This is a genomic window from Streptomyces sp. NPDC043952 (genome assembly GCF_056435325.1).
This window is the reverse complement of the sequence record NZ_JBWKES010000024.1, coordinates 57,236-81,764: the sequence shown is the minus strand read 5'-3', so window position 1 is coordinate 81,764 and position 24,529 is coordinate 57,236. Positions and strand designations below refer to the sequence as shown.

The 24,529-nt window shown below is 71.9% G+C and carries 16 protein-coding genes and 1 pseudogene; 9 read left to right on the top strand and 8 right to left on the bottom strand.

Annotated features, from left to right (window positions below; all coding sequences use genetic code 11):
* Positions 1–16: 16 nt before the first annotated feature.
* Both AC069R_RS24635 and AC069R_RS24630 read right to left on the bottom strand, forming a co-directional pair.
* Entirely contained in the window at positions 17–1,393 is a 1,377-nt protein-coding gene (locus tag AC069R_RS24635) for a hypothetical protein (protein WP_478768982.1), read from the bottom strand.
* Between the two features lie 261 nt (positions 1,394–1,654).
* On the bottom strand, positions 1,655–2,446 hold the full coding sequence (locus AC069R_RS24630; protein WP_478768981.1) for an SDR family NAD(P)-dependent oxidoreductase: 792 nt from the start codon (positions 2,444–2,446) through the stop codon (positions 1,655–1,657).
* A 96-nt stretch (positions 2,447–2,542) separates the two neighbouring features.
* Here AC069R_RS24630 and AC069R_RS24625 point away from each other — a divergent pair, with 96 nt between their 5' ends.
* Both AC069R_RS24625 and AC069R_RS24620 read left to right on the top strand, forming a co-directional pair.
* Positions 2,543–3,136, top strand: coding sequence for a TetR/AcrR family transcriptional regulator (locus tag AC069R_RS24625; protein WP_478768980.1), 594 nt, complete (start codon positions 2,543–2,545; stop codon positions 3,134–3,136).
* 145 nt (positions 3,137–3,281) lie between these two features.
* Complete coding sequence (locus AC069R_RS24620) at positions 3,282–4,070, top strand: IclR family transcriptional regulator (protein ID WP_478768979.1); 789 nt, start codon at positions 3,282–3,284, stop codon at positions 4,068–4,070.
* A gap of 270 nt (positions 4,071–4,340) precedes the next feature.
* Here the strand turns inward: AC069R_RS24620 and AC069R_RS24615 are convergent, their stop codons facing one another.
* A complete protein-coding gene (locus AC069R_RS24615) occupies positions 4,341–6,611 on the bottom strand; it encodes an FAD-dependent oxidoreductase (RefSeq protein WP_478768978.1) in 2,271 nt (756 codons plus the stop codon).
* 329 nt (positions 6,612–6,940) lie between these two features.
* Here AC069R_RS24615 and AC069R_RS24610 point away from each other — a divergent pair, with 329 nt between their 5' ends.
* The 5 genes from AC069R_RS24610 (at position 6,941) to AC069R_RS24590 (ending at position 15,953) form a co-directional block, all read left to right on the top strand.
* The gene (locus AC069R_RS24610) at positions 6,941–7,852 is read left to right on the top strand and encodes a carbohydrate ABC transporter permease (RefSeq protein ID WP_478768977.1); all 912 of its coding nucleotides are present in this window, start codon (positions 6,941–6,943) and stop codon (positions 7,850–7,852) included.
* The gene (locus AC069R_RS24605) at positions 7,849–8,763 is read left to right on the top strand and encodes a carbohydrate ABC transporter permease (RefSeq protein WP_478768976.1); all 915 of its coding nucleotides are present in this window, start codon (positions 7,849–7,851) and stop codon (positions 8,761–8,763) included. The genes AC069R_RS24610 and AC069R_RS24605 overlap by 4 nt, the downstream gene beginning before the upstream one ends.
* Positions 8,764–8,825: 62 nt before the next feature.
* Entirely contained in the window at positions 8,826–10,121 is a 1,296-nt protein-coding gene (locus AC069R_RS24600) for an ABC transporter substrate-binding protein (RefSeq protein ID WP_478768975.1), read from the top strand.
* Between the two features lie 87 nt (positions 10,122–10,208).
* Positions 10,209–11,450 carry a family 16 glycosylhydrolase gene (locus AC069R_RS24595; protein ID WP_478768974.1) on the top strand — a complete coding sequence of 414 codons (1,242 nt, stop codon included), beginning with the start codon at positions 10,209–10,211 and terminating at the stop codon, positions 11,448–11,450.
* A gap of 204 nt (positions 11,451–11,654) precedes the next feature.
* The gene (locus AC069R_RS24590; RefSeq protein ID WP_478768973.1) at positions 11,655–15,953 is read left to right on the top strand and encodes a glycoside hydrolase family 2 TIM barrel-domain containing protein; all 4,299 of its coding nucleotides are present in this window, start codon (positions 11,655–11,657) and stop codon (positions 15,951–15,953) included.
* A gap of 360 nt (positions 15,954–16,313) precedes the next feature.
* Here the strand turns inward: AC069R_RS24590 and AC069R_RS24585 are convergent, their stop codons facing one another.
* Positions 16,314–16,721, bottom strand: a complete 408-nt coding sequence (locus AC069R_RS24585; protein WP_478768972.1) for an SMP-30/gluconolactonase/LRE family protein — start codon at positions 16,719–16,721, stop codon at positions 16,314–16,316.
* Positions 16,722–16,741: 20 nt separating this feature from the next.
* On the opposite strand from AC069R_RS24585, the pseudogene AC069R_RS24580 reads away from it, so the two are divergent.
* Positions 16,742–17,419, top strand: a pseudogene (locus tag AC069R_RS24580) (ROK family protein); the annotation flags it as partial.
* A 284-nt stretch (positions 17,420–17,703) separates the two neighbouring features.
* Entirely contained in the window at positions 17,704–18,450 is a 747-nt protein-coding gene (locus tag AC069R_RS24575) for a C40 family peptidase (RefSeq protein WP_478768971.1), read from the top strand.
* Between the two features lie 19 nt (positions 18,451–18,469).
* On the opposite strand, the gene AC069R_RS24570 is transcribed toward AC069R_RS24575, so the two are convergent.
* The 4 genes from AC069R_RS24570 to AC069R_RS24555 form a co-directional block, all read right to left on the bottom strand.
* Positions 18,470–18,886 carry an ATP-binding protein gene (locus tag AC069R_RS24570; protein ID WP_478768970.1) on the bottom strand — a complete coding sequence of 139 codons (417 nt, stop codon included), beginning with the start codon at positions 18,884–18,886 and terminating at the stop codon, positions 18,470–18,472.
* A 188-nt stretch (positions 18,887–19,074) separates the two neighbouring features.
* Entirely contained in the window at positions 19,075–19,956 is an 882-nt protein-coding gene (locus AC069R_RS24565; RefSeq protein WP_478768969.1) for a helix-turn-helix transcriptional regulator, read from the bottom strand.
* A gap of 470 nt (positions 19,957–20,426) precedes the next feature.
* Positions 20,427–21,308: a hypothetical protein gene (locus tag AC069R_RS24560; RefSeq protein WP_478768968.1), complete on the bottom strand. Its 882-nt coding sequence runs from the start codon at positions 21,306–21,308 to the stop codon at positions 20,427–20,429.
* Between the two features lie 28 nt (positions 21,309–21,336).
* Entirely contained in the window at positions 21,337–24,342 is a 3,006-nt protein-coding gene (locus tag AC069R_RS24555; RefSeq protein WP_478768967.1) for a choice-of-anchor D domain-containing protein, read from the bottom strand.
* Between the last annotated feature and the right edge of the window lie 187 nt (positions 24,343–24,529).

Sequence of the window (24,529 nt, the reverse complement as noted above, 5' to 3'; positions counted from 1 at the left end):
CGGGCGACCGCGCGATTCAGGAACGCGGTCGCTTGGGGCGGCCCGCGGCAAGCCTCTCCCGAAAAGCTCCGGCCGCTCTGCGGGACTTGGCGGGGGAAGAGGCGGTCCGCTTCGGGGTGCGGGCGGGTGCGGGAGCGGGTTCGGGAGCGGGCGCGGGTTCGGGAGCGGGCGCGGGTGCGGGGAGGTCGGCGCGAGCGAGGCCGGTCATGACTCCCGTACCGTCCCTGACATCCCGCATCAGGAGGGCGAAGCGGGCCGGCGCGTCGACACCCGGTATCCCCGCCCGGTCCGCCAGATCCCGCAGCACGTCGCCCACCACGTCCGCCGAAGACCCGAGCGCCCTGGCGAGGTCCGCTACGTTCTCGGGCTCCGTGTGTGCCATGGCTCCGAGCAGGATCAGGTCCTGCTCGGTGAGGGTCACCCGGAACCGGGGCCGGCGTCGTTTCCGGGAATCCTCCTTCTTCCCGGCTTCCGCTTCTCCTGCCCTGTCCTTCGCCTCCTCCGCCCCTGCCACCGCCGCCGTCCGCTCGGGCTCGTGCTTCCCGGCTGCCTGTCCGGGCTTCGCCGCTGCGGCCTCCGGTTCTCCCGGCCCCGCCGCGACCTCCGCCGTGACCTGCGCGGGCTGGGACGTCTGCGCCACACCCGCCTGCCCGGACTTCCGCTGCCTGCGCGCGCCGCGCTGAGCCGCGGTCCGCCTGGCCGGTCTCGCCTGCCGGGGCTCCGGCTCGCCGCCGGGACGCGGGACCGCTCCGGCGACCGCAGGCCGGGACTCCGCCACCTCGGCCACCGCAGGCCGGGACTCCGCCGCTTCGGCGACCGCCGGCCAGGGCTCCGCCACCTCGGCGGCGGGCCCGCCCTGCCACTCCTGGCCGGAACCGGAATACGCCGACATCTGGAGCTCGTCGAGCCACTCGGCCGCCAGCCCGTCATTGCCCGGCAAGCGGTTCCACAGCTCCTGAAGCGCGTATTCCTCGGTCATGTGGACGTCACCGTGCCGGCGCAGCATCCGCGTCGCCGCCCGCTGCATGCCCCCGTAGTCCACCGTGCCGTGCGTCAGCCGCACCGTCAGCTGCCAGAACATGTCGTAGCGGCCCGAAACCGCCATCCACACGCAGTCGATGTGGTCCTGGGCGCCGCTGAAGACGATGTCCACCACGTCCGGGGTCAGTTGGGGCGCCTGGTACAGCACGAATTCGGCGGCGTTCTCGGGTGAACTCGCGTGCCAGTACCCGAGGCGCTGCGCCAGCTGCTCCACCCTCGTGGGAAGCAGCTCCAGGGCCAGTGCGTGCGGGACGACCTCCGCCGCCCTGAGCGCGGCGATGTCCCAGCGGCCGTCCCTGGCCGGCGTCAGCCAGGCCACCATCGAATCGGTGAATCCATACGATCCGTACATCTCCCACACCCCGCAAGACAGAACGACCGGCGTGCAACGCCACGAGCCGCCGACTCCACCACGCCGCGCCGTTCCCGTCTCGTCCCGCAGACCACGCACGGGGGATCAAAAGCCGCGAATCACAGGGAATTTCACCTCGTCATCCCCGCGAAGCTGCGCATCGGGGCATCCCCGCCTGCCCCGCCCACCACCCGCTCCGGCCTTCACCGCGCCCCGCGCGCACGCCCGAACACCGCGGACCGGCCGGCGGGTGAGGTGCCGTCACGCCTTGAGGGCGCGTCCCGTGGTGGCCAACACGAGGCGGCGTGGGGCGAGTTGCGCCGCGACGGCCGACAGGCGGTTGCCGAGACCGGCGACGACGCTCGGCGGGGTCCGGGGCCGCTCCAGCGCCCGGCGGGTCGCCGTGACCACCTCGGCGGGGGTGGCGACATGTCCGACCACCGCGTCGCGGGTGCCCACGACGTCGAAGAACTCGGTCTCGACCGGGCCCGGAGAGACCGCCAGCACCCGCAGGCCCGTATCGCGGGTCTCGTAGGCGATCGCCTCGGTGAGGCTCAGGACGAAGGCCTTGGTCGCGCCGTAGACGGCCATGGCCGGGGTGGGCTGGTAGGCGGCCGTGCTCGCCACCGTCACGAGGGCGCCCCGGCCGTCGGCGGCCAGCGACGGGAGGAAGGCCCGCGTGAGGTCGGCGACCGCGCAGACGTTGAGCTGGATCATGCGGCTGATCTGCTCCGGGTCCTGCGTCAGGAAGGCGCCGTGGCTGCCGAAGCCGGCGTTGTTGATCAGGGTCTGGACGGTGATGCCGCGGGCGCCGAGTTCGTCCCGCAGCCCGGCACCGGCACCGGGTTCGGCGAGGTCCGCGGCGATCGCGGTGGCGGTGACGCCGTACTCCTCACGGAGTTCGGCGGCGAGCTTCTCCAGGCGGTCGAGGCGGCGGGCGACCAGCACCACGTCGGCGCCGCGCGCCGCCCACTGGCGGGCGAATTCCTCGCCGAGGCCCGCGCTGGCGCCGGTGATCAGGGCACAGGTGCCCCGGTACGAGAGGGTGGGCATGGGCGGCGCTCCGTTTTCGTCGTCCGTATGCGATGACACGGCAATGTAGGCACGTGACATCATTGTAGTCAACCGACAACATCGAGGAGGAAGTACGTGCAGGAAGGCTCTTACCATCACGGCAATCTGCGGTCCGCCCTGCTGCAACGGGCCGAGGCGGTGCTGGCCGAGGCCGGGGTCGCCGGGCTTTCACTGCGCGGACTCGCCCGTGACATCGGCGTCAGCCATGCCGCGCCCACCCGCCACTTCCGCGACCGCCAGGCCCTGCTCGACGCCCTGGTGATCGACGGGTTCACCGACCTCAACCAGCGCATGCGGGCGGCGGCCGGCGGTCCGGGACCCGTGGAGCGGCGGCTGACCGAACTGGGCCGCGCCTACGTCGGGTTCGCGACCGAGCGCGCCGCGCTGCTCGGGCTGATGTTCGCCGCGAAACACGAGGAGCCGGTGGGAGAGGAGCTGCACCGGCTCGGCCACACGTGCCTGGAGATCGCCGCCGAACTGGTCGCCGAGGCGCAGCACGCGAAAGTCGTGCGCCCCGGCGATCCCGTCCGCCTCGCGCAGGTGGCCTTCTCCGCCGTGCACGGGCTGGCCGCCCTCGCGGTGGGCGGGCTGCTGGACGACACGCCGGTGGACGAGGCCACCGACCTGGTCCTGGAGACCGTGCTGGCGGGGCTGCGGAACCCCCGGTGACACCGTCCGGGCAGCTCGCGGCCACGGGCCCGCCCTTGACGTGTTGACCTGGGATTCCGCATTCTGCAATCTTGTTGCAAGATCGGGCGGTGAGGTTCACTGTGCGCCTCCCCGGAACAGCGTGGACGGATGAGGAGGCTTGGCCATGTCTGCCGAGCAGGGGACCAACCAGAGTGTCGAACGGGCCGTCTCCGTCCTGCGCGCGCTGGGGACCGGCAACCCGGAGCGCCGGGTCTCCGACATCGCGGCGGACGCCGGGCTGGGTCCCTCCACCACGTCCCGGCTGCTGGCCACGCTCGAACAGCTGGAACTGGTGGAGCGCAACCCGGCCAGCGGCCTGTACCGGCTGGGCCTGGGCACGCTGCCGCTGGCCACCATGGCGCTGAACAGCCACCCCGTGCACCGGGCTGCCCGGATGGTGCTCCAGGGCCTGGCGGCCCGTACCGAGCTGGGCGCCAACGTGGCCGTGCTGCGCGGCGCCGAACTGTTCTTCATCGCCAACTTCGAGGGCGCACGCGCGCCCAAGGCGTACACCCAGGCCGGGCAGACCGCGCCGCTGCACGCCACCGCGATGGGCAAGTGCCTCATGTCCCGGATGACGGGCGAGCAGCGCCGCGCGGTGCTGGGCGCGAAGCTGGAGGCGCTCACCGAGTACACCGTCACCGCGCACGAGGAGCTGGACGAGGTGTGCGAGACGGTACGCCGCGTCGGGTACGCCACCGAGGTCCAGGAGCGCGCGCTGGGCCGCTCCTCGCTGGCCGCTCCGGTGCTGGACTCCCGAGGCGCCGTGGTCGCGGCGATCTCCCTGTGGGGCCCGGCCTCGCTGCTGGGCAGCCTGCCCTCGGCGGGCAGGCCCGGAACCCGCGAGGCGGAACTGGTCGGCCAGGTGATCGAGGCGGCGGACGCGGTCAGCCAGGCCCTCGGCGCGTACTGACGGACCGGGCATTTCCGGCCACCGGCGCATCCGGCCGCGGCGTGACGCCGACCGCCGAGTGACGCCGGCGTCGGCCGCCGGGCGACGCCGACCACCGGATGACGCCGACCACCGGGCGACGCCGACCACCGGATGACGCCGACCACCGGGTGATGGCGACCGCCGGGTGATGGCGACCGCCGAGTGACGCCGGCGTCGGCGGCCGGGCGACGTCGGCTCGGCGCGGCCGGTCCTGTGGGACGCGGCCGGGCCGGGCCGGCTCAGGGCCTCTCAGTCCTCGTACGCCCGTACGGTGAACAGGTGGGCCCGCGGCGCCCCGTGGGTCGCGTCCACCGTGATCCGCAGCGCGTCGGCGCGTACCGGTCCGGCCGTGTCCAGCCGGTGCACCCGGTGGCGGCGGCGGTTGTCGCGCACGGTGACCACGGTGTGCCACGCGCCGGACTCGTCGCGCACCTCGATCCGGTAGTCGCGCAGCAGCTGCGGGGCCACCGGCTCGGGCGTACGGTGCCGGTGCAGATTGATGAGGTAGGTGTCCACGTCGTCGTCCATCACCACCCGCACGGTGCGCAGTTCGTGCGCCGCGTCCCACTCCAGCAGCAGCCAGGAGCCCGGAGCCGGGTCGCCGGACACCCACATCTGCGGCCCGCCGAAGGGCCGTTGGAAGCCGCCGACCGCCTTGCCGGGCGCGAATGCCGCCGTCTGCGGCAGGGCGCGGAAGCAGAAGGACCGGCGGCGCAGCTCGCGCGCGGACCATTCCAGTACGGCCTGGCCCTCCTGCTCGGGGATGTCGTGGTCGACGCCCGCGTCTCCGGCGGCGCGGTGACGCAGCGCGAGGACGCCCTCGGTGGGTGCCGGGACGAGATGGAGACCGGCGTGCGGATCGGCGCGGACGACGACGACCACGTTCTCCGGGGTGTCGGGGGTGTGCCGTAGCGGGGCGGTCACCCATGCCGGGCCGCCCGCCGGGACGGCGACCCGCTCGGTGCGCAGCAGGTCGAGGGGGACGGCGTTCTCCGGGAGCCGGGTGCTCCACAGTTCGACGGTGAGTTCGGTGTCCTGCCCGGCGGAGACCAGCAGTTCCACGCCGGTCAGGACCGGGTCGACGGGCAGCAGGAAGCCGTAGTCGCGGCTGAGGGGGCAGGGTTCGGCGGGCCTGCCGGGCCCCGGCTCGGCGGCCAGCCGGGTCAGGTGCGAGGACGCGCTGACCCGCGCGGTGCGGGCCAGGTCGTGCGGGTCCTCGTTGCGGACGCCCATGACGGAGGCGTCCTGGCGCAGCAGCACCTGCCCGACGAGGCCGGGGTCTTTGGTGGCCAGGGTCCTCGGACCGATCCCGCGTTCGGCGCAGAGCGCGGCGGCGGTGCCGGCGGCCTCGCCGAGGGTGGCGCAGGTGGCCATCACGCGGGTGGCGCCGAAGGCGATGTGGGTGGCGGAGATGTTCCGGCCGGCGAACAGCAGATTGCCGACGTTGACGGAGTAGAGGCTGCGCAGCGGGATGTGGAAGACGCCGTCGGTGTAGCGCTGGAGGGCGCCCGGTCCGTCGGCGTACATGCCCTGGACGGGATGCAGGTCGATCGACCAGCCGCCGAAGGCCACCCGGTCCTCGAAGCGGCGCTGGGCGAGGATGTCCTGCTGGGTGAGGACGTGGTCGCCGACGAAGCGGCGGTACTCGCGCTTGCCGGGCAGGCTGCCCACCCATTCCAGGGTGAGGCGGTCGGCGTCGAAGCGGCCCGAGTTCTTGATGTGGTCCCAGATGCCCATGACGACGGCGTGCAGTTCGTCCCGGATGGCCTCGTTGTCGTGGACGGTGTCCAGCTCGCCGCCCCACTCGATCCACCAGTAGTCACAGCCGTTGTCGCCGGTGCGCAGGACGCGGTTGCGCAGGATGGGTGTCTTGGTGATGTCCTTCGCGTACGAGGGCGGCACGAAGGGCACGGGGCGGCCGGCGTCCTTGGTGTAGAAGAGGATGGTGGAGCCGAGCAGCCCGCCGTCGGCTTCCTCGGGGGCCCAGGGTTCGCCGAAGTCGGCCGCCGACTCGCGCCCGATGCGGCTGCGGGCCCCGGCGAGTTCGCCGAGCAGGCCGTCGCCGGTGCAGTCCAGGAAGAGCCGGGCGCGGAAGGTGATCAGGCGCTCCGAGCCCATCATCCAGCCGGTGGCGGAGCGGATGGTCCGGTCGTCCTCGGGGCCGTCCGCCTCGGCCTCGCGCACGTCGGTGTTGAGGAAGAGGTCGACGAGCGGTTCGGCGAGGACCGCGTCCAGCACCACCTGGTCCCAGTAGTAGGGGTTGCCCTCCGGGTTCCGGTACTGGTTCTCCGTGTACAGCTCTCCCATGATCCCGCTCTCGCGGGCGTAGCGCTGGACGCCGTGGGCCGTGGCACCGCACACCCAGACGCGGACCTCGCTGCTGCTGTTGCCGCCCAGCACGGGACGGTTGTGCACGAGCGCCACCCGCTGCCCGAGGCGCGCCGCGGCGATGGCGGCGCAGACCCCGGCGAGTCCGCCGCCGATGACGGCGATGTCGTGGTGGAACTCTTCCTGGCGCATCTGTTCGGCTCCCTTGCGAGGTGCGGCGGCGGCGCGTCCGCGTGGGCGCCACTGAGGGGTCAGTGTGCACGCTGGCACGCGTCAATGGAAAGGGCATGCAGAGAATGGGTGCGATGTGCAGAAGTCCGCACCGGACGCCACACGCGCCCACCGGAGGGTCTAAATCCGGGACGAAAGTAGGGTTGACAGCCCCCACTCAGTGACTGATCATCCCACATATTGCATGGCAGATTCAGCCATGTGTCGCCGATGTTGCTTCACCGAGAAACCGCCGCCTCCCTCCGCCGGGCAAGGCGCGCTGCCGCCCCGTCCCGAGAGGAAGCCGCACTGTGACCATCCCGCGTACGGTGCCGACCAGGCAGACAGGCCCACGGCTGTCGGACGGCATGTTCGCCGTGCTGCTGGCCCTGCCCGGTCTGGCGCTGTTCGTCGCGATCATCCTGTATCCGCTGATCGCCTCGCTCACCACCGGCTTCTTCCGCCAGGACCTCAGGTTTCCCGGCCGTCGGTTCACCGGACTGTCCAACTTCGCCGACGCGCTGCACCGGGACTTCTGGCCCACCCTCGAACACACCCTGGTGTTCACCGCCGGCTCCACGGTCGCCGCGTTCACCATCGGTTTCGGGCTCGCCCTCGCCCTGAACGCGGGCCTCAGGGGCAGCGGGTTCCTGCGCGGACTCTTCCTCTTCCCGTGGGTGATCCCCGGCGTCGTCACCTCGTTCCTGTGGATGTGGATCTTCAACGCCAACTACGGGCTGCTCAACGGCGCGCTCATGAAGCTGCACCTCATCCATGAGCCGGTCTCCTGGCTCGGCCAGCCCGGCACCGCGATGTTCGCGGTGATCGTGACCAAGACCTGGGCGAGCTTCCCCTGGATGATGGTCATGATGCTGGCCGGCCTCCAGACCGTACCGGCCGAGCTGTACGAGGCCGCCTCCGTCGACGGTGCCGGGATGCTCCGGCGCTTTGGCTCCATCACCTGGCCCGGCGTGCGCTCCATCGCGCTGCTCGCGCTGCTGCTGGAGTTCATCTGGAACTTCCAGCACTTCGACACCATTTACGTGCTCACCGGCGGCGGCCCCGCCAACGCCACGCAGACCTTCGCCGTCGCCGTCTACCAGGACGCCTTCCAGGGCTTCGACCTCGGCCGGGCCAGCGCGCTCGGCGGCCTGTGGATGCTGCTCCTGCTGGTCCTGGTGAGCGGCTACCTGTACCTGTCCCAGCGGGAGGACCGCGCATGACCACCACGACCCTGGACGCGGCCCGCACCGGGGAACGCTCCCGGCAGCGGGGCGGCACCGCCCGCGCCCGGCGCCCCCGGATACGCCCCGAGCGCCTGCGCTCGCGCCTCCTCGCCTGGGCCGCGGTGCTCGTGATCGGGTTCTTCGGCCTGTTCCCGCTGTACTGGATGCTGGTCACCGCGCTCAGCCCGGCCGAGCAGGTCTTCCGCTTCCCGCCGGACTTCCTGCCCGGCAGCGTCACCTTCGCCAACTTCCGCGCGGTGGCCGACAATCCGGCGCTGTTCCGCTATCTGACGAACAGTCTCGTCGTCTCGCTGGTCACGGCCGTGCTCAGCGTGATCGTCTCCACCTACATGGGCTACTCGTTCTCGAAGTTCCGCTACCGGGGCCGCCGTTCGCTGATGAACTTCGTGCTGGCCTCGCAGATGTTCCCGCAGACCCTGCTGCTGATCACGCTCTACGCGCTGTTCCGGCAGCTCGGGCTGCTGGGCGGCTATACGGCGCTCGTCCTGTCGTTCAGCACCTTCACCCTGCCGCTGTGCGTGTGGATGCTCAAGGGCATCTTCGACACCATCCCGGACGCGCTGCTGGAAGCCGCCGCCATCGACGGTGCCTCGCGCCTGCGCACCCTGCACACCGTGGTCGCCCCGCTCGCGGCACCCGGCATGGCCGCCGCCGGGCTGTTCTCCTTCGTCCGCGGCTGGAACGACTTCATCTTCGCGCTCAGCCTCGCCGACAACCGCACGATGACGCTGCCGCCCGGTCTGGTGAACACCTATATCGGCGAGACCCAGACGTCCTGGCCCGCCCTGATGGCCGCGTCCCTGGTGGTCTCGCTGCCCGTCGTCGTCGCCTTCATGTTCCTCCAGCGCTTCCTGGTCGGCGGCCTCACCGCCGGCGCGGTGAAGTGACCCGCCGCCCCGCACCCGGCACCGCACCCCGCTCCGCTCCGCCCCATCGCCTGGGAGTCTTCATGCCCCTCTCCGTCCCCTCCCGCCGCGGTCTGCTGCGCGCCGCCGGCGCCGGTGCCCTCGGTGCCGCCGGATCCGGTCTGCTCTCCGCCTGTGTCGCCGACGGCGGCACGGGCCCGGCGGGTGACACGAGCGCGAAGGACTTCGGCTTCACCTCGTGGTCGCTGGGCGAACCGGCCAGCAAGCCGGCCGTCGAGCACATCCTCGACTCCTGGGAATCCGCCCACCGTTCGAAGATCGGCACCACCACGATCCCGTACAACAACTTCCTCCAGGAACTGAGCCTCAAGCTCAACGGCCGTCAGATATCCGGCGCCGTCCAGCTGGACATCGCCTGGCTGGCCGCGCTCGCCCAGACCGGCACCCTGGCCGACCTGGGCCCGCTGGCCGGCGGCGCCGGCTACACCCCGGTCGGCCTCACCAGCGGCAGATACGACGGCGTCCAGTACGGTCTGCCGTGGACCACCGGCGCGATCGGCCTCATCGGCAACCAGGACCTGCTGGACCAGGCCGGCGTCAAGAAGGCGCCGGTCACCGTCGCCGAGTTCGAGGACGCGCTGCGCGCCCTGAAGGAACTCGGGGGCGTCACTCCCTACGCCGCCTCCACCGCGGTGGCCCAACTCGCGGACATCTTCCCGTGGATGCAGACCTTCGGCTCCCCGGTCGTCAGGGACAGGAAGGTCGTCATCGGCGACGACGCGTCGATCGACGCGATGACCTGGTACAAGAAGCTGTACGACGACAAGCTCATCGCCAAGGACGTGGACCGCAACAGCGCCCGCGCCCTGTTCGGCCGCGGCACCGTCGGCTTCTACGACGACGCCATGGTGGGCAAGGCCACCACCCTCGCCAGTGCCAAGGACCCCCGGAAGCTCGGCCCGGCGATGGTGCCGTTCTCCCGGCCGGTCGTGCACCGGGGCGACAAGCCCCAGGCGCTCCTGTGGGGCCACATCATCGTCGTCGCCAAGGGCGACGGACAGGACGCGGCCGGCCGGTTCGCGCTGCACACCACCACCGACACCGCCACCACCACCGGGTACTTCAAGGCGGTGGGGCTGCCGCCCGCCACCGGCAAGGGCCTCGCGGTGCCGGAGATAGCCAAGGACACCTTCACCAGCCAGTGGACCCGCCGCATCACGAGCACGGCGACCCCCGGACCGTTCTGGCCCTACGCCAAGAACGCGCAGATCGTCAACGCCGTGGCCCAGCAGGTCCAGGCGGCGCTCGTCGGCCAGTCGTCCCCCAAGGCGGCGATGCGCGCGGCCGGTGAGCAGGCCAACGAGCTGGTCAAGGGCTGACCCCGCCCCGCGCCGGCGCCGCGCGTCCGCACCCGTCACAGCCATCCCAGCGCACCACGGAGCAGTACCAGGAAAAGGAGAGATGCCTTGACAGCACGACGAAGCCGGGTCCTGATGGCCCTGACAGCGGCGGCGGCCGCCCTGCTGACCGCCCTGCCCGCGGCCGTGCCGAGCGCGTCCGCGGCGACCCCGTCGGACGGCACGGCGGCCGCCCAGCCCGATCTCGGCCTGTACACCAAGGTGTTCACGGACGACTTCGACTCCTTCGACACCGGCAAGTGGAACTACCGGACCGACGGCAAGCGGTACAGCTGCCAGCAGCCGGACAACGTCTCGGTCAGCGGCGGCCACCTGGTGATCGCCCTGAAGAAGGAGACGGTGACCTGCACCGACGGCAAGACGTACGACTACACCGGCGGCGGACTGGTCTCGAAGAAGAAGTTCCGGTACGGCTACTACGAAGCCCGGATGAAGATCAACGATTCGCCCGGCTGGCACAGTTCGCTCTGGTCCATGTGCGGCGACGGCTCGACGACCACCCCCGCGTGCCGCAAGACGGAGATCGACGGCTTCGAGATCGAGTCGTCCGAGCCGACGCAGATGCGGCACAACGTCTTCGACTGGACCACGCAGCCGTACACCGAGAGCAGCAGCCAGATGTACGACAGCGGCTTCGACAGCTCGCAGGGCTGGCACACCTACGGCTATCTGTACGACGAGACCGGCGTCACGTTCTACGTCGACGGCCAGAAGGTGCCCCAGAAGGGGCAGGTCGACGCGAACGGGCAGCTGAAGTGGACCGCGTCGAAGCATCCGGGCGACTGGATGAACCTCTGGCTGACCGGCATGATGTACAACGCGCCGGGCACGACGGCACAGCCGGGCGAGATCCTCGTCGACTCCGTGTCCTTCTGGGAGAAGGACCGCTATGTCGACAACGACGAGCCCCAGTCCGGGACTTACACCGAGTCCGGCGGCGGCTGGGCGCCGAGCGCGGTGGCGAAGAACGGCTTCGCCCAGTCCGCCTCCCGCTACTCGTGCACGGCGGGGGCTTCCGCCCAGTGGACCACGCAGGGACTGGCGCCGGGCACGTACACCGGCTGGATCTACACGATCCAGGATCCCAACAGCGACCCCTCGGCCAAGGTGACCTTCACCCACGACGGCACGGCGACCAGCTCCACCCTCGACCAGAGGGACACGCCGTCCGGCTGGCAGCAGATCGGCGGCACCTACACCCTCGGCTCGGGAGACCAGAGCATCAAGGTCACCGCCAGCGGCACGGGATGCGCGCGCGCCGACTCGGTGAAGTTCGTCCGCACGAGCTGACGGTGCCGCACCGCCCCCTCCACCCCGCCTGAACCACGGCCGGCCGGGCACCGCGTGACAGCGCGCCCGGCCGGCCGGTGCAGGACATCCACCTCGTCCTGTTCACGCGCATTTCATCGGCGTGCGCCACGGCATCCAGATGCACGCGGCATCCAGCCTGTGGCTCGACATGCCCGGTATCCACCGCGTCAGGAGACACCAGCCTTGTTCCTCTCATCGAGACGCGCCGCGGCCGGCGTCTGCGCGGCGCTGACGGCGCTGATGCTCGGCCTGTCGGCGCCGTCCGTGACCGCCGCCCCCGCCTCCAAAGGCGCGGCCGCCGCCGATGGCACCGTGTTCGGCGACGACTTCGCCGACGGCCTGGACCAGTGGACGACGACACAGACCCCGGCCGGCGCCACCGCGTGGACCGCACGGGACGGCACGGCCGCCGTCGACACCACCACCGCCTCCTCCGGCAGCTACCTGCGCCCCTCCGGCGCGCTCACCCTGCCCGGCTCCTACGAGCTGACCACCCGGCTGAAGATCGACAAGATCGCCGGCGACGGCACCGTCTCCTTCGTCCTGGACATGCAGGACAAGGACAACCCGAGAAGCCGGGACACCGCCGCCCAGCTCACCGCCGTCCGCCCCACCGGCCGGGCCGGCGTCCGGATCGCGGCCCCCCTGTCCGGTGCCGTCACCTGCTCCGGCGACTCCCCCGTCACCACCGGCGACTGGCTGGACGTGCGCATCGTGCGCGCCGGCGGCATCACCGCCACCTACCTCGGCGGACGCCTCGCCGCCGCCGGGACCTCGCCCACCGCCGGCGGCACCTTCGCCATCGGCTCCTTCCACAGCGCGATGGACATCGGCCCGGTCACCGTCCGCTCCCTGTCCGGCGTCCCCTCCGGCCAGCCGACCACCACCGGCTGCGCCTACAAAGCCCCCGACCAGGACGCCCCCGGCCACCGGACCACCGACGGCGATCCCTCCCAGAGCCTCGACGGCTCCTGGAAGTTCATCACCGACAAGGCCGGCACCGGCGAGACCGACGGCTACCAGGACCCCGCCACCGACACCAGCGGCTGGGACACCATGCAGGTCCCCGGCAACTGGGACACCCACGACACGTACACCCGTTACCGGGGCGCCGCCTGGTATCGCCGTACCTTCACCGTCGCCCACCCCGGCACCGCCGGCTCCCGCTACTGGCTCGGCATCGACGCCTGCTACTGGGAGTGCGGCGTGTGGGTCAACGGCACCCGGATCGAGGTCCCCAAGCTCGTGGAGTCGGCCGACCACGACAGCGAGACCTGGACCGAGGCCGACAGTCATGTGGGCGGTTACACGCCGTTCCGGCTGGATGTCACCGACGCCCTCAAGACCAGCGGCACCAACACCGTGGTCATCAGAGCCGACAACACCTACTCCCAGGGCGCCTGGTGGCCGTGGGGCGGCCTGTCCCGTGATGTGTCCCTGACGACCACTCAGCCGCTGTCCGTCACCCGGCAGGAGATCACCGCGACGCCGGACCTGACCGACGGCACCGCCTCCGTCACCTCGAAGGTGTACGTACGCAACACCGGCGGCACCGACCGCCAGGTCACCGTCACCGGGGACCTCACCTCGGACGCCACCGGCGCCGACGTCCCCGGCGGCACCTCTCTCACCGGGACCGCCACCATCCCCGCCGGCACGACCGCCCCCGTCACGCTCAGGGCGACCCTCGCCAAGGACACCTACACCCTGTGGCAGTTGGACGACCCGAGGCTCTACCGCCTCGGCGTCACGCTCACCGCGGACTCCGCTCCGGACACCGCCGTCGACGGCATCAGCGACGCCTTCGGCATCCGCTCGCTGGAGATCTCCGGCCGGACGCAGATGCTGCTCAACGGCGAGAAGCTCAAGGTCGCGGGCGCCAACCGGGTCTCGGACAACCCGGTCGACGGCAACACGGAGCCCGTCGACCAGGTCCGCCGGGACATGGACATGATGAAGTCGGCGGGTATGAGCGTGATGCGGATCATGCACTACAACCAGTCCCCCGAACTGCTCGACTACGCCGACCGCATCGGCATGCTCCTCATCGCGGAGACCCCCGAGTGGGGCGACGGCGCCTCCCTGATCAAGGACCTGCCGGTGGTCAAGCAGGAGATGACGGAGCAGGTCCAGGAGAACTTCAACCACCCGAGCATCTTCGCGTGGTCCGTCGCCAACGAGATCGCCTCCGGCAGCACGGACGGCATCACCTACGACCAGAAGATGGCGGACTTCTCGAAGCGGATCGATCCCAGCCGGTTCGTCACCCAGGTGAACAACAAGATCATCGGTGGTGCGCAGACCGCGCCGGACGGCGAGCAGTACATGGACTTCGCCGCCATCAACATGTACGGCAGCTTCGACGCCGGGGTGAAGTGGGCCCATACCCGGTTCCCGGACATGCCGATCTTCGTGTCGGAGTACAGCGCCGATGCGACGGGCACCTGGACCAACGCCCGCCAGAGCGTCGACCAGACGACCAGGAACGCCTCCAGTGCCGTCCCGTACCTGGCCGACAAGGACTATGTCTTCGGCTGGTCGCAGTGGACGTACAACGATTACCGCAGCATGAACACCGGCTCGACCAAGGTCAGCCCCGACGGGGTGCGCGGCTTCGGTGACGTGGACGTGTGGGGTCGGCCGAAGGCGGCGTATCCGGCGATGCGGACCGCGAACGCGCCCGTCAGGAAGCTGGCGCTGTCCACGCCTCAGCACCAGGACGGCACCGACGTGGCCACCGCGACGGTGACGCCGCGCGGCTCGCTCACCACCGACGGCCCCTCCTGGACGCTGTCCGGCTACCAGCTCGCGGTACGCGTCACCGACGCCGGCGGCACGGTCGTCGGCGGCTGCGTCACCGCGCTGCCCGAGACCGACCCCGGCGACTCCGCCGTCCAGGTGCCCCTCTCCTGGAAGCACAGCGACTCCGCCGCCTCGGTCCGTATGTCCCTGCTCTCCCCGCAGGGCTACCAGGAAGACATCACGACGGTGGACCTCAAGGTGCCGGCCAAGCCGGAGATCACCGGCACCGTCACCGCCGACGGCTCCGTCCGCGTCCGCTACAGCGACGCGGTCGACGGTCTGGAGCACACCGTCAAGGCCACCGCGCCCGACGGCACCGTCGCCGCGACCACCACCACGTCCGAGAAGTACGCCGACCTCACCGGCCTGGCCGACGGCACCGCGTACACCGTCACCGTCACCACCGACAACGGCGCCGGCAGCAGCGACCCGGCCGCCGTCACGCTCACCCCGAGCGGTGACCTGCCGGCCGGGCCCGACCCGGTCACGGTCGTCCCCGTCGACAAGGGCCTCGTCCTCGGCTACTCCGACAGCACCACCGGCGCCACCTTCGAGGTCGCCGTCACCGACACCGCCACCGGCACGCAGGTCCAGGACTACCGGACCACCGCCCGGCCCGGCACCCGCGTCGAGAACCTGACGCCCGGACACACCTACTCCCTGCGCATCCGCCGCCTGGCCGCCGACGGCACCCCCGCCACCACCTGGAGCGAGACCGTCCAGGGCACCGTCCCCGGCACCGGTGCCGGCCCCGCGCTCCACGTCACCGGCACCATCGGCGGCACCACCTCCGGTGCCATCGCCGTCGACCCCGCGCCCGGCACCGTCCGCTACCAGCTCACCGTCGGCAACGGCACCCCGTTCGACGTCGACCGCTCCGCCATCGACCTCGTCCCCGTCGGCCACCTCAAGCCCGGCTCCACCTCGTCGGTCACCCTCAAGGCCGTCGGCACGCGGGGCAGTTCACCGACCTGGTCCGGCACCATCACCACCACCGTTCCCCCGCAGGACCCGCCCACCGGCGCGAAGCTCACCGGCGGCCAGGGCGACCACACCCTGACCTGGACCGCTCCCGCCGCCGCGCCCGACTTCTACACCGTCTCCCGCACCGCCTGCGGCACCACCACGACCACCAGGGTCGACGGCGGCACCACCGCGCTCGGCCTGGGCGGCAAGGGCGGCTCCTACACCGTGACGGCCACCACCGGCAGCGCCACCTCGGCCGCCACCGCACCGGTCGGCGCGGGCGGCGACACCGACTGCGGCGCCATCGTCTCCACCGCCGACACCGGCGCCCGCGCCGACGGCTCCAAGCCCTTCGCCACCACCGGCTCCTGGTCGCCCAGCGCGCTCACCACCGGCGACGGCTACCCCAGTGTCTACGCCTCGTCGCCCGGTCCCACCGCGACCTGGACGGCACCCGCGAGCGGCGACGCCGGCACGTACACGGTGGAGGTCGCCCTCCCCGGCGGCGCGACCAGCACCACGTCCGTCACCTACACCGTCGACACCGCGAGCGGCAAGCAGACCAAGACCGTCGACCAGGACACGGCGGGCCCCGGCTGGATCGTCCTGGGCACCTACGACTTCGCCGCGGGCCAGGCCCCCAACGTCACGGTGAAGTCCAACACCGCCGGCTCCCTGCGCGCCTCCGCGGCCCGCTTCACCAGCACCGGATAGCCTCCGGCCGGACCACACCGTACGGCACCCGAGGGCGAACCTGACCGTGCTCGCCTGACAACCGCGTCACCCCAACCGGCGGCCGCCGGCGCCTCCTCTCCGGCAGGCCCGACGGCCTCCGGCGTGTCTGCCGTGGGGCCGTCGAAAAGGCGGACGAGGTACGGCGGTTACGGGCCGCGACCGGATCACACGCACAGGCGTGATCGAGCCCACGCCAGCCGCCTACCGCCTGCCATCTGCCGCCTACCGCCTACCGCCTACCGCCTACGGCTTGCTGCCTGCGGCCTGCCGCCCGCCGTTCGCCATCTGCCGCCCGCGGCACACCGCCTACCACCCGCCACCCGCCACCCGCCTGGTCGGTCAACTCCGTTGTCCCGCCGTCCGATCGCCGGTTCGCGGTGCCGGAGGCTCCTGCGCGCGGCAGCGGCGCGTCGCGGGTGGTCGCCGTCCGGGGAGGTAGGCGCGCGCCGGAGTGCCGGTCGCGGTGGTGGGGGCGCGGAGGACGGCCCCGTCGAAGGGGGTCGGGCGGGCGAGTCCTCTGCGGGCCGTGGTGATCAGGAGCTGTCCGCCGGAGGGCGGCAGGCAAACCGAGGTGGGGCGGGTGGCGGGGACCCGTACGGTGGCCAGGAGCGCGCCGTCGGGGTCGTAACGGCGGACCGCGCCGCCGTCCCAGAGCGCGATCCAGAGGCAGTCGTCGGTGTCGACCGTCATCCCGTCGGGCAGCCCGGCGCCCTCGGGCAGCCGCAGGAACTCCTCGCGGTTGCCCACGTTTCCGCCGGCGCGTCCCGTTCGGCCGGATGCTCGCCGAACGCCTGCCCGGTCCGGTGCGGTTCGACAACGTCGTGCGCGGACTCGCCATGGCGGAGACCCGGTTCGGCGCCGCTTCCGCCGCGCACAGCACCGTCGAGATCTTCGTCGGCAACATCGTCGGAGCCGCCCTGGTCATCGGCGGCACGGTGCATCACGGCCCCGGCTCGGCCGCCGGCTGGCTCACCCACCTGCCCGTCCAGGGCGCCCGCGGCGTGCCCTGCGAGGACTGCGGCAGGCGCGGGTGCGCGCAGAGCGTCGTCAGCGACGCCGCGCTGCTGCGGCTCGCCCGCGAGTACGGCATCGTGCCGCCGTCCGCGCGCCTGGAGGATCTGGTGGGGCTCAGCCGGGAGGGAAACCAGGACGCCGCCCGGCTGCTGCGGGAACGGTCCCGCCACGTCGGGCAGATCGCCGCCCTGCTCCTGGACATCGTCAACCCGGATCTGCTGGTGCTGGCGGGCGGGCCGCTGGCGACACCCGAGTTCATCCCGACCGCCCAGCGCGAACTGGCCCGCTGGAGCAGCCACGGCGCCGCCGCCACCGCCCGCCTGGTGCCCTCCAAGCTCGGAGAACACTCCCTGGTCACCGCGTCGGCCACGGTGTTCCTGCACGACTACTACGCCGACCCGCTCGCCTACGAGGAGACGGACGCCTCCTGAGCGGACGCACCGGCACGCGCCCGCGCGGCTCCGGGCAGCGGGCAGCGGGCAGTGCCGCATCGCCGTATTCGCCGCGGGTAATTTCCTAACCGTAATTTAATCGCCTCCGTGCCCCGCGGCCGTCCGCTCCCTTCCGGACCGCCCCGCTGCCCGAACGGCGGGACGGGTGGGCCTCGTTCGCCGGGGCGCGTCACGGTAGACACGGGGTCATGAGTGGATCTCCTCCGGCCGAGGCCGCCGCGTCACCCGCGTCACCGGTCCGTGGACTCGGGTCACGGGGCCGTGTGCTGCTGTCGGCAGCGGGCGCCCTCGGCGTCCTCACGGCGGGGTCGCTGTGGTGGACGATCCCGGCCCGCGGGGACGACACGGGCCCGCCCGGCACGGGCAGGAGTACGACGACCCCGCTCGTGCCGGACGTGTCTCCGAAGGAGCTGGCCAAGGCCATCGGCGGATACGCGGACAGAATCCCGGACGGCGCCCCGGACGGCGCCCCGGACGGCGCCGAACGGGACGGCAGCGGGGCGCTCAACGCCATCGCCCCGCCCGTGCCCGAGGACCCCCCGGCGAGCGAGGACGACACCCCCGCCGGCGGGTCCGGCGGAAACGGTGCGCACCGGGCGGCGGACACCGCGCCACCCCCCGCGCACCAGGACGACCCCGGCACGGGGGCCGGCTCCGACGCGCGGTCGGAGATCGTCGCCTTCGCCCTGGCCGCCGTGGGAAAGCCGTACGTGTACGGCGCCCGCGGGCCCTCGGCCTTCGACTGCTCGGGCCTGGTGCAGGCGGCGTACGCGGCGGCGGGGACCTCCCTGCCGCGGACCTCGCAGGAGCAGTCCGGGCTGCCCGCCGCGACGGGAACGCTGCTGCCGGGGGACATCCTCTACTGGGGGCGGCGGGGAGCGGCGACCCACGTCACCCTGTACATCGGCGACGGCGAGTTCGTGGGCGCGCAGAACCCGCACAGCGGAGTGGTGGTGCGCCGGGTGACCGGCAGCGGCTACTTTGGGGCGGTACGGCCGCTGTCCGGCTGAACGCATCGGGGTGGCCGTGTCACCCGCCGTCGAAGCTCATGGTCACCTGGACCGTCTTGCCGCCGGGGCCGACCTGCACGGACCAGCTGCCGGCCAGTTCCTCGACGAGGCCGAGCCCGTAACCGCCGTCATCCCCCCGCGCCGCGCCCGGCGTCGGCCGTGGCAGGGCCTGACTGCTGTCGTCCACCTGGATGATCAGCTCCGGCTCCCGCCAGATCAGACGCATCGCCACGGGTCCTGAGGTGTGCTGGCACGCGTTCGTGACCAGTTCGCTCACCACGAGCTGGGCGACGTCGAGTCCGGTCCGCACCCCGCCGTGCCCGCAGCGCTGCGCCAGTTCGCGCAGCACCCGCCGGGCCGTGCGCGGCGGAAACGGGTCCGCGCGCAGGTCGACGATGCAATCGCAGGTGGTTTCCCCTATGGCCTGAGTGGTCATGGGATCTCCGAACGCGGTGTCGGGGGCCAGGCGGAGCACTGATCCGTGACTCTTTTTCACGTCAGCACCTACGAGGGTAAGAAAACGGTAGGTGGCTGGATCCGCACTTTCGTCGCGTCCGGACGAGGCGGGGGCGGTACCAACGTACGGCCCCGTGATGGAGCGTCGCCGTGAAGACGCGGGGCGTGTCAGCGGGCCCGGTAGACCTGGGGTGGCACGCCCATGACCGACTTGAACTGCCTGCTGAACAGGAAGCTGTCGGGATAGCCGTAGAAGGCCGCCACTTGCGCGATGGGTTTGCCGGTGCGGTCGAGGTGGGCCGCCGCGTGCTGGATCCGCCGGCGGATGATCCATTCCCTCGGCGGCATGCCGTACGTCCTGCGGAAGGTCCGGGTGAAGTAGTCCGGCGAGAGTCCGACCACTCGGGCGAGATCCGCGACCCGCGGGCGTTCGGTGATGTTCTCCTCCATGAACCGTTCGACCGCCTCGCGCGCGAAAAGACTGAGCACCCCCGAGTCCGCGCGCTCCCCCACCCGCCGGAATATGGAGGTGAACAGGACGAGCAGGAGACCTCGGATCCGTTCCGCCCGGTGGGGCAGGGCCGCGGGCAGGTCGTTCACCAATAAGTCGAGCATCGCCCGGATCTCCCACGCCTCGCGCGCGAACTCCATCGGCGGCAGACAGGCGTCGGTATCGGGGTCCGCCGCCAGGCGGAACCGGTAGACGACCGTCTGCCGGTCGTCCGGTGTGGTCATCGAGAACGGGACATGGGGGCGGATCCACACGATGCCGCCGGAGTCGAGCGCCAGGTCCGCCCAGTCACCGGTGACCGTGCAGCTGCCGCTGACCACGAAATACAGCAGGTGATCGGCGATCCCGGCGGGGAAGTCCAGCGCCCAGCCGTCTTCCAGCGCGTAGTGCCCGAACAGCCCCGGAGCATGGACGACGCGGTCGGCGGACAGCCGTTCGAGCCATCGTCCGATGGCCCCGTCCTCGGGTTCGTCGAAGCCGAAGGGCTTGGGAACGTCCCGCCACTCCCCGGCGACGGCCATCGGCAGCGCACTTGTCACAGACCGACCTCACAGTTCAGCGAACGTCCTGCTGTCACCGCTTCGCTCCGCGCCCGCGCGACCCCCCGGCCGTCCCCCGACGCCCCCCACGCACAACAAAATATCATTATCTGCACGTCTCACTCACTTACTACGTATTAATTGCAGACGGGCAGTCCTCGGTTCCGGGAAAGTGTTCCGGACAACACGCGCCCGCCCCAAGACATTGATCACGCAGCACGCACGGTCGGCCGCGTCCGGGCATGCGTTGGACCGAAGTGCGCAGGTACCGCTCCTCGTTGAGGACGGGCATGATCACCGACACGGCGGGCTGTTGCGCGGGCATGTGTTCCCTTGTGATGAGCCGGTAAAGGCGTTGTGAAGGACTGCCTTCACTGTTGTCCATCCCGCCGCGCGCCGAGAGGGAGCTTCGGGCGTTCGATGAGGCAATCCGGCCGGACCGCTTGGACGCCGGACGGGGCGGGGCGCCCTCAGCCCACCCACCGTGACCAGGGAACGAACGCGGCATCGATCCGGTACCCGGCGAACGACTGCCGCACCCGGTCTTCCTCTTCCGGTGGGATCCCCGCGATCCGCACGCTGCCCTTCCTGCCGAATCTGCCGAACGGGCCCGGTCTGCCGAGGAGTTGCAGGAAGCCGGGGAACACCTCGATCCCCGGCACGTCCTGGACGGCGGCGAGCGGCCCGAAGCACGGGTGCTGCCGGCCGATGACGACGACGCCCCGGTGCCTGGCCCACAGCACCTCCACGCGCTGCATCGCGGTGAGGGAGCGCAGCACGGCGTCGTTGCCCGCGTGCAGGACCGCCTCGTCGAGCCCGTCGACGATCCGGCGCGCGGCACGGTATCCGCGTTCGGCCCGCCGTGCCCTTCTGCGCGCGGCGGCGCCCGGCTCACCGTCGCGCACCGGCGGACCGGCCGGCTTCGGGCCCCGGAGTTCCTCGCGGGCGACCACTTCCGAGCGGTCCGCCTCCGAACCGTACAGGGAAGGGGACACGTACCCCTGCCGTCCGCCCTCGGGCGCGGGCAGCCGGTCCTCCGCGGTGAGCGCCGCCGCCACATCCCGTGCGAGCAGCTCGATCTCCTTGTTCAGCCGGTTCGCGATCGCCACGCGGTCGGCGGGGGCGGCCCCCCGGAGGTTGGCCGCGACCTGTTCCATGACCAGCGTGGCCGTCGCGTTCCAGTGCGCCTCGATCGCGCTCCAGGCACTCGCGCGGTTCAGCATGCCGTCCGCCACGAACTTGTCGGCCAGTATCCGCGCCACGGTGTCCCGGCCGGCGTCCGGGCACTGCCGGACCGCCCCGTGGACCGCCCGGAGCAGCTGGCGGTGGACCGACTGGGTGTCGAAGACCATGTGCTGTCGACTCCTCCCGTTTCCGGGCCTATTGACCCTGGAAGAACGGCGGTTGGAGCGGCGGTTCCTCGACGAGGAACTGGGTGAAGGCCAGCAGTCGCCCGTCGCTGCCGGAGGCGGAGACCGAGCCACTACCGGTCTCCGCCGCCTCTGCCGCCTCCGGCACCGGGATGTAGGCCGTGAAGGTCCCGTCGGCCGAGACGGTGACCCGGCTGACGGGCCCGGTGGTACCCCAGGTCACGTTCATCTTCGCGCCCGGTGCGAACCCGCTGCCGCGAACCTGGGTGACTCGGCCCGGATGCGCGACGGTGGGGGCGATGTCCAGCTGTCCCGCGGTCCCGGTTCCCCCCGAGGGGGCGGGGGATGGCTCGTCGGTCGTCTTGGACGACGGTGACGGCGAGGGCGGACCGGTCGGCGGCGGGCCGGTCGTGGGGGGCGGGCCGGTCGGCGCGGGCTCGACCACGGCGTGCAGCGCGGCTTCCGCTTTCTGCGCCTGCCCGTCGGGTCCGTTGTCGGCCAGCACCTGGAGTGTGCCGGAGTACTGGCCCGCGGTCGTCGGGGTGAAGGAGACGACGGTCGTGCAGGTCCCGCCCGCGTACAGGGTGCGGCCCGTGCAGGTCCCCTGGACGCCGAAGGGCGCGGCGGGCTCGATGCCGGTGATGGTGACGGGGCCCGGTCCCGCGTTGGTCACGGTGAGGGGCAGACCGCGTCCCGTGGTCGAGGGCCGGTCGATCGTGCCGAAGTCGAGGGAAGCCGGTGTGACGACGAGACGGCCCGTCACCAGGCGGAGGTAGACGTCGTCCTGTCCGTTCCGGTCGCCGTCGGCCAGGGCGTCCGGGGTGTCCAGGACCAGGCGGTCGCCCCGCGTGTCGAAGTCGGCGGCGGGCGTGCCCGCATCGGCGTCCGGGTCCAGGGCGGCGATCCGGGTGGCGCCGCCCCCTCCGGTGACAGGGCGCACGTAGAGCTGTGTGCCGTTCGCTCCCGAGGTCTTGTCGAGGTTGGTGGCGGCCGAGGCGAAGCCGAGGAGGCGGCCGTCCGGGGACAGCGCGGGACGGCCGCTGTCGCCGTTGCCCGGATCGCCGTCGGTGCCCGTCGACATGACCTTCGGCGGGCCGCCCTGCCCGTCGGTGAGCACGATCTGCGGGTGCTCTGCGGACGACGGCGGATAGGGGCCGCGTACGTACGCGATGGCCGAACCGTCCGCCGAGACCGCCGGTGAACCGTCCGTGGCACGCGGATCGTCGGCGACGACGGTGCCCGGCCCTCCGGTGCCGTCGCCCGTCAGGGAGGTGCGCACGATGACGTTCCGGACCGTGCTGTCGTCCACGCCCGGCGAGGCGAAGACCAGCGTCCCGCCGTCCGCGGACAGCGCGGGCCGGGCACCGTCCACGATGCCGGAGGCCGAGGGCGAGGCCCCTGCCTTCCCGCGGCTGACGATCGTGGCGGCGCCCGGCGCGAAGCCCGGTCCGGTATCGGTGTCGCGGCGCATCTCGATCACCTGGCGCACCACGCGGACGGTGACGGAGAACCCGTTCATCGGGATCTCGTTCCCGGTGGAGTTCGGATCGAGTGCGGCGCGGGCCACGTAGGTCTGGGGAGTGCTGGGCGCGGCCCCTTGCGTGCCGTTCTCGTCCTGGAGCGCCACGGGGTTGACGAGGAAGTAGAAGGTTCCCGGATCGGTGGGCAGCAGGTCCTGGCCGTTGTGGATCGCCGCCGGGTTGGTCGCGCCCTGTGCGGCGGCACGCTCGCGCACCGCGGGCCCCGGATCCACCAGCCGGATGGCCGAGCAGTCCTGGGTGGTGTACGTGAACTTCCCGCGGATGTCCCCGCCCGGCACCATGGCGATGAAAGGACTGTCGGTCTGGACCGTGCCGAGGGATGCCAGGTTCCCCATGTCGTGGTCGTCGTCGATCACCGCTTTGCGCAGGGGGAGCGCCGCCATCTGGTCCTCGGTCAGGTCCGGGGTGGAGCCGCACCACGGTGAGCCGAGGTCGCCCTGGCACATCGCCGCCAGCGCGATGCTGGACTGCCCCGCGGCGGTGGGGCCGTCGGTCCACAGGTGGGAGAGGTGGGAGGCGTACGGGGTCTTGGCGGCGCAGGCGGACGGGTCGAAGGTGACCCCGGTACGGCAGGTGCCCGTCGCGTCGCACTTCTTGGGGCCCACGCTGAAGCCGCTCACGAGCGCCTTCGTCGGGGTGTCGCGCAGTCGGGGTTCGCCCGTGAGGTCCTTGCCCTCCTGGCCCGGAATCAGTGAGCGCGTGATGACGGTCGCGGTGACCGGTGGGTCCGCGGGCGAGAATCCGAAGAACGCGCCGCCGAGCGCGTTGAAGTCGACCATGTCCCCGCGGATCGCGTGCGGCGCGCCGGAGCCCGGCGCCGACACGGTGATCTCCAGCTCGGGGGAGACCGGGGACAGGACGGTGGGGTAGACGATCGTCGAGCCGTCCGCGGACAGGCGCGGACCGCAGCCGGTGCCGCACAGACCGGGAAACGAGGAAGCGACCGGATCCGGCGCGTCCGCGAGGTCGTACGCCTTCACGTTGCCCGACCGGTCGAGAACGCCGGCCCCCGAGACGTCCCGGTCGACGACCACGGTCGAAGCCTGTGCCAGGTTCTTGGCGGCCGTGGTGGAGCGGCGGTAGGCCACCAGCCGGCCGTCGGCGGAGATCTGCGGGTCGGTCGCGTCGGCCGACGGGTCGCTGAGCAGGGTGAGCGTGCCCGTTTGCAGATTGCGGCCGTACACACGCCAGGTGTCGTCGTCCGAGCGTCCGTGGAGCGGGGTCAGGGAGGGGAGGTCCTTCTTGCTCTGGAAGACCGCGTACCGGCCGTCGGCGGACAGCCGCGACGCCTGCCCGCCGGCCGCCGTGTCCTGCCCGCTCCCCGCCGAGACGAGCTGGGCCACGCTGTCCGACGCGGCACCCGCGGTCAGCTTCTCCAGGATGCCGCCGACCGCGTACACCGACAGAGCCAGGACCAGAACTCCGAACAGGGACAGCAGTTTCCACTGCCTCCTGTGTTTCCTCCCACGCGTCATGCGGTGATCGAAACACGCCGGTCCGGCGCTGCGACCCGCCACAAGGGAGCCCATTGGGGGCGGCCCGGCTGCCCCTTGGGGTGACGAGCCCGCCACCGCCCGGCCGCTGCCCGATCGACGGCCTCATCGTGCAGCCCTTGAGGGCCGGAACGCCGTCCCTAGGCCGCTGCGCCGCGGTTCCGGTACG

Bases quoted from the DNA above. Each gene is read 5' to 3' on its own strand.
- AC069R_RS24605 (WP_478768976.1), top strand. From the start codon at position 7,849: ATGACCACCACGACCCTGGACGCGGCCCGCACCGGGGAACGCTCCCGG.
- AC069R_RS24570 (WP_478768970.1), bottom strand. From the start codon at position 18,886: ATGACCACTCAGGCCATAGGGGAAACCACCTGCGATTGCATCGTCGAC.
- AC069R_RS24615 (WP_478768978.1), bottom strand. From the start codon at position 6,611: ATGCGCCAGGAAGAGTTCCACCACGACATCGCCGTCATCGGCGGCGGA.
- AC069R_RS24630 (WP_478768981.1), bottom strand. From the start codon at position 2,446: ATGCCCACCCTCTCGTACCGGGGCACCTGTGCCCTGATCACCGGCGCC.
- AC069R_RS24555 (WP_478768967.1), bottom strand. From the start codon at position 24,342: ATGACGCGTGGGAGGAAACACAGGAGGCAGTGGAAACTGCTGTCCCTG.
- AC069R_RS24635 (WP_478768982.1), bottom strand. From the start codon at position 1,393: ATGTACGGATCGTATGGATTCACCGATTCGATGGTGGCCTGGCTGACG.
- AC069R_RS24600 (WP_478768975.1), top strand. From the start codon at position 8,826: ATGCCCCTCTCCGTCCCCTCCCGCCGCGGTCTGCTGCGCGCCGCCGGC.
- AC069R_RS24620 (WP_478768979.1), top strand. From the start codon at position 3,282: ATGTCTGCCGAGCAGGGGACCAACCAGAGTGTCGAACGGGCCGTCTCC.
- AC069R_RS24560 (WP_478768968.1), bottom strand. From the start codon at position 21,308: ATGGTCTTCGACACCCAGTCGGTCCACCGCCAGCTGCTCCGGGCGGTC.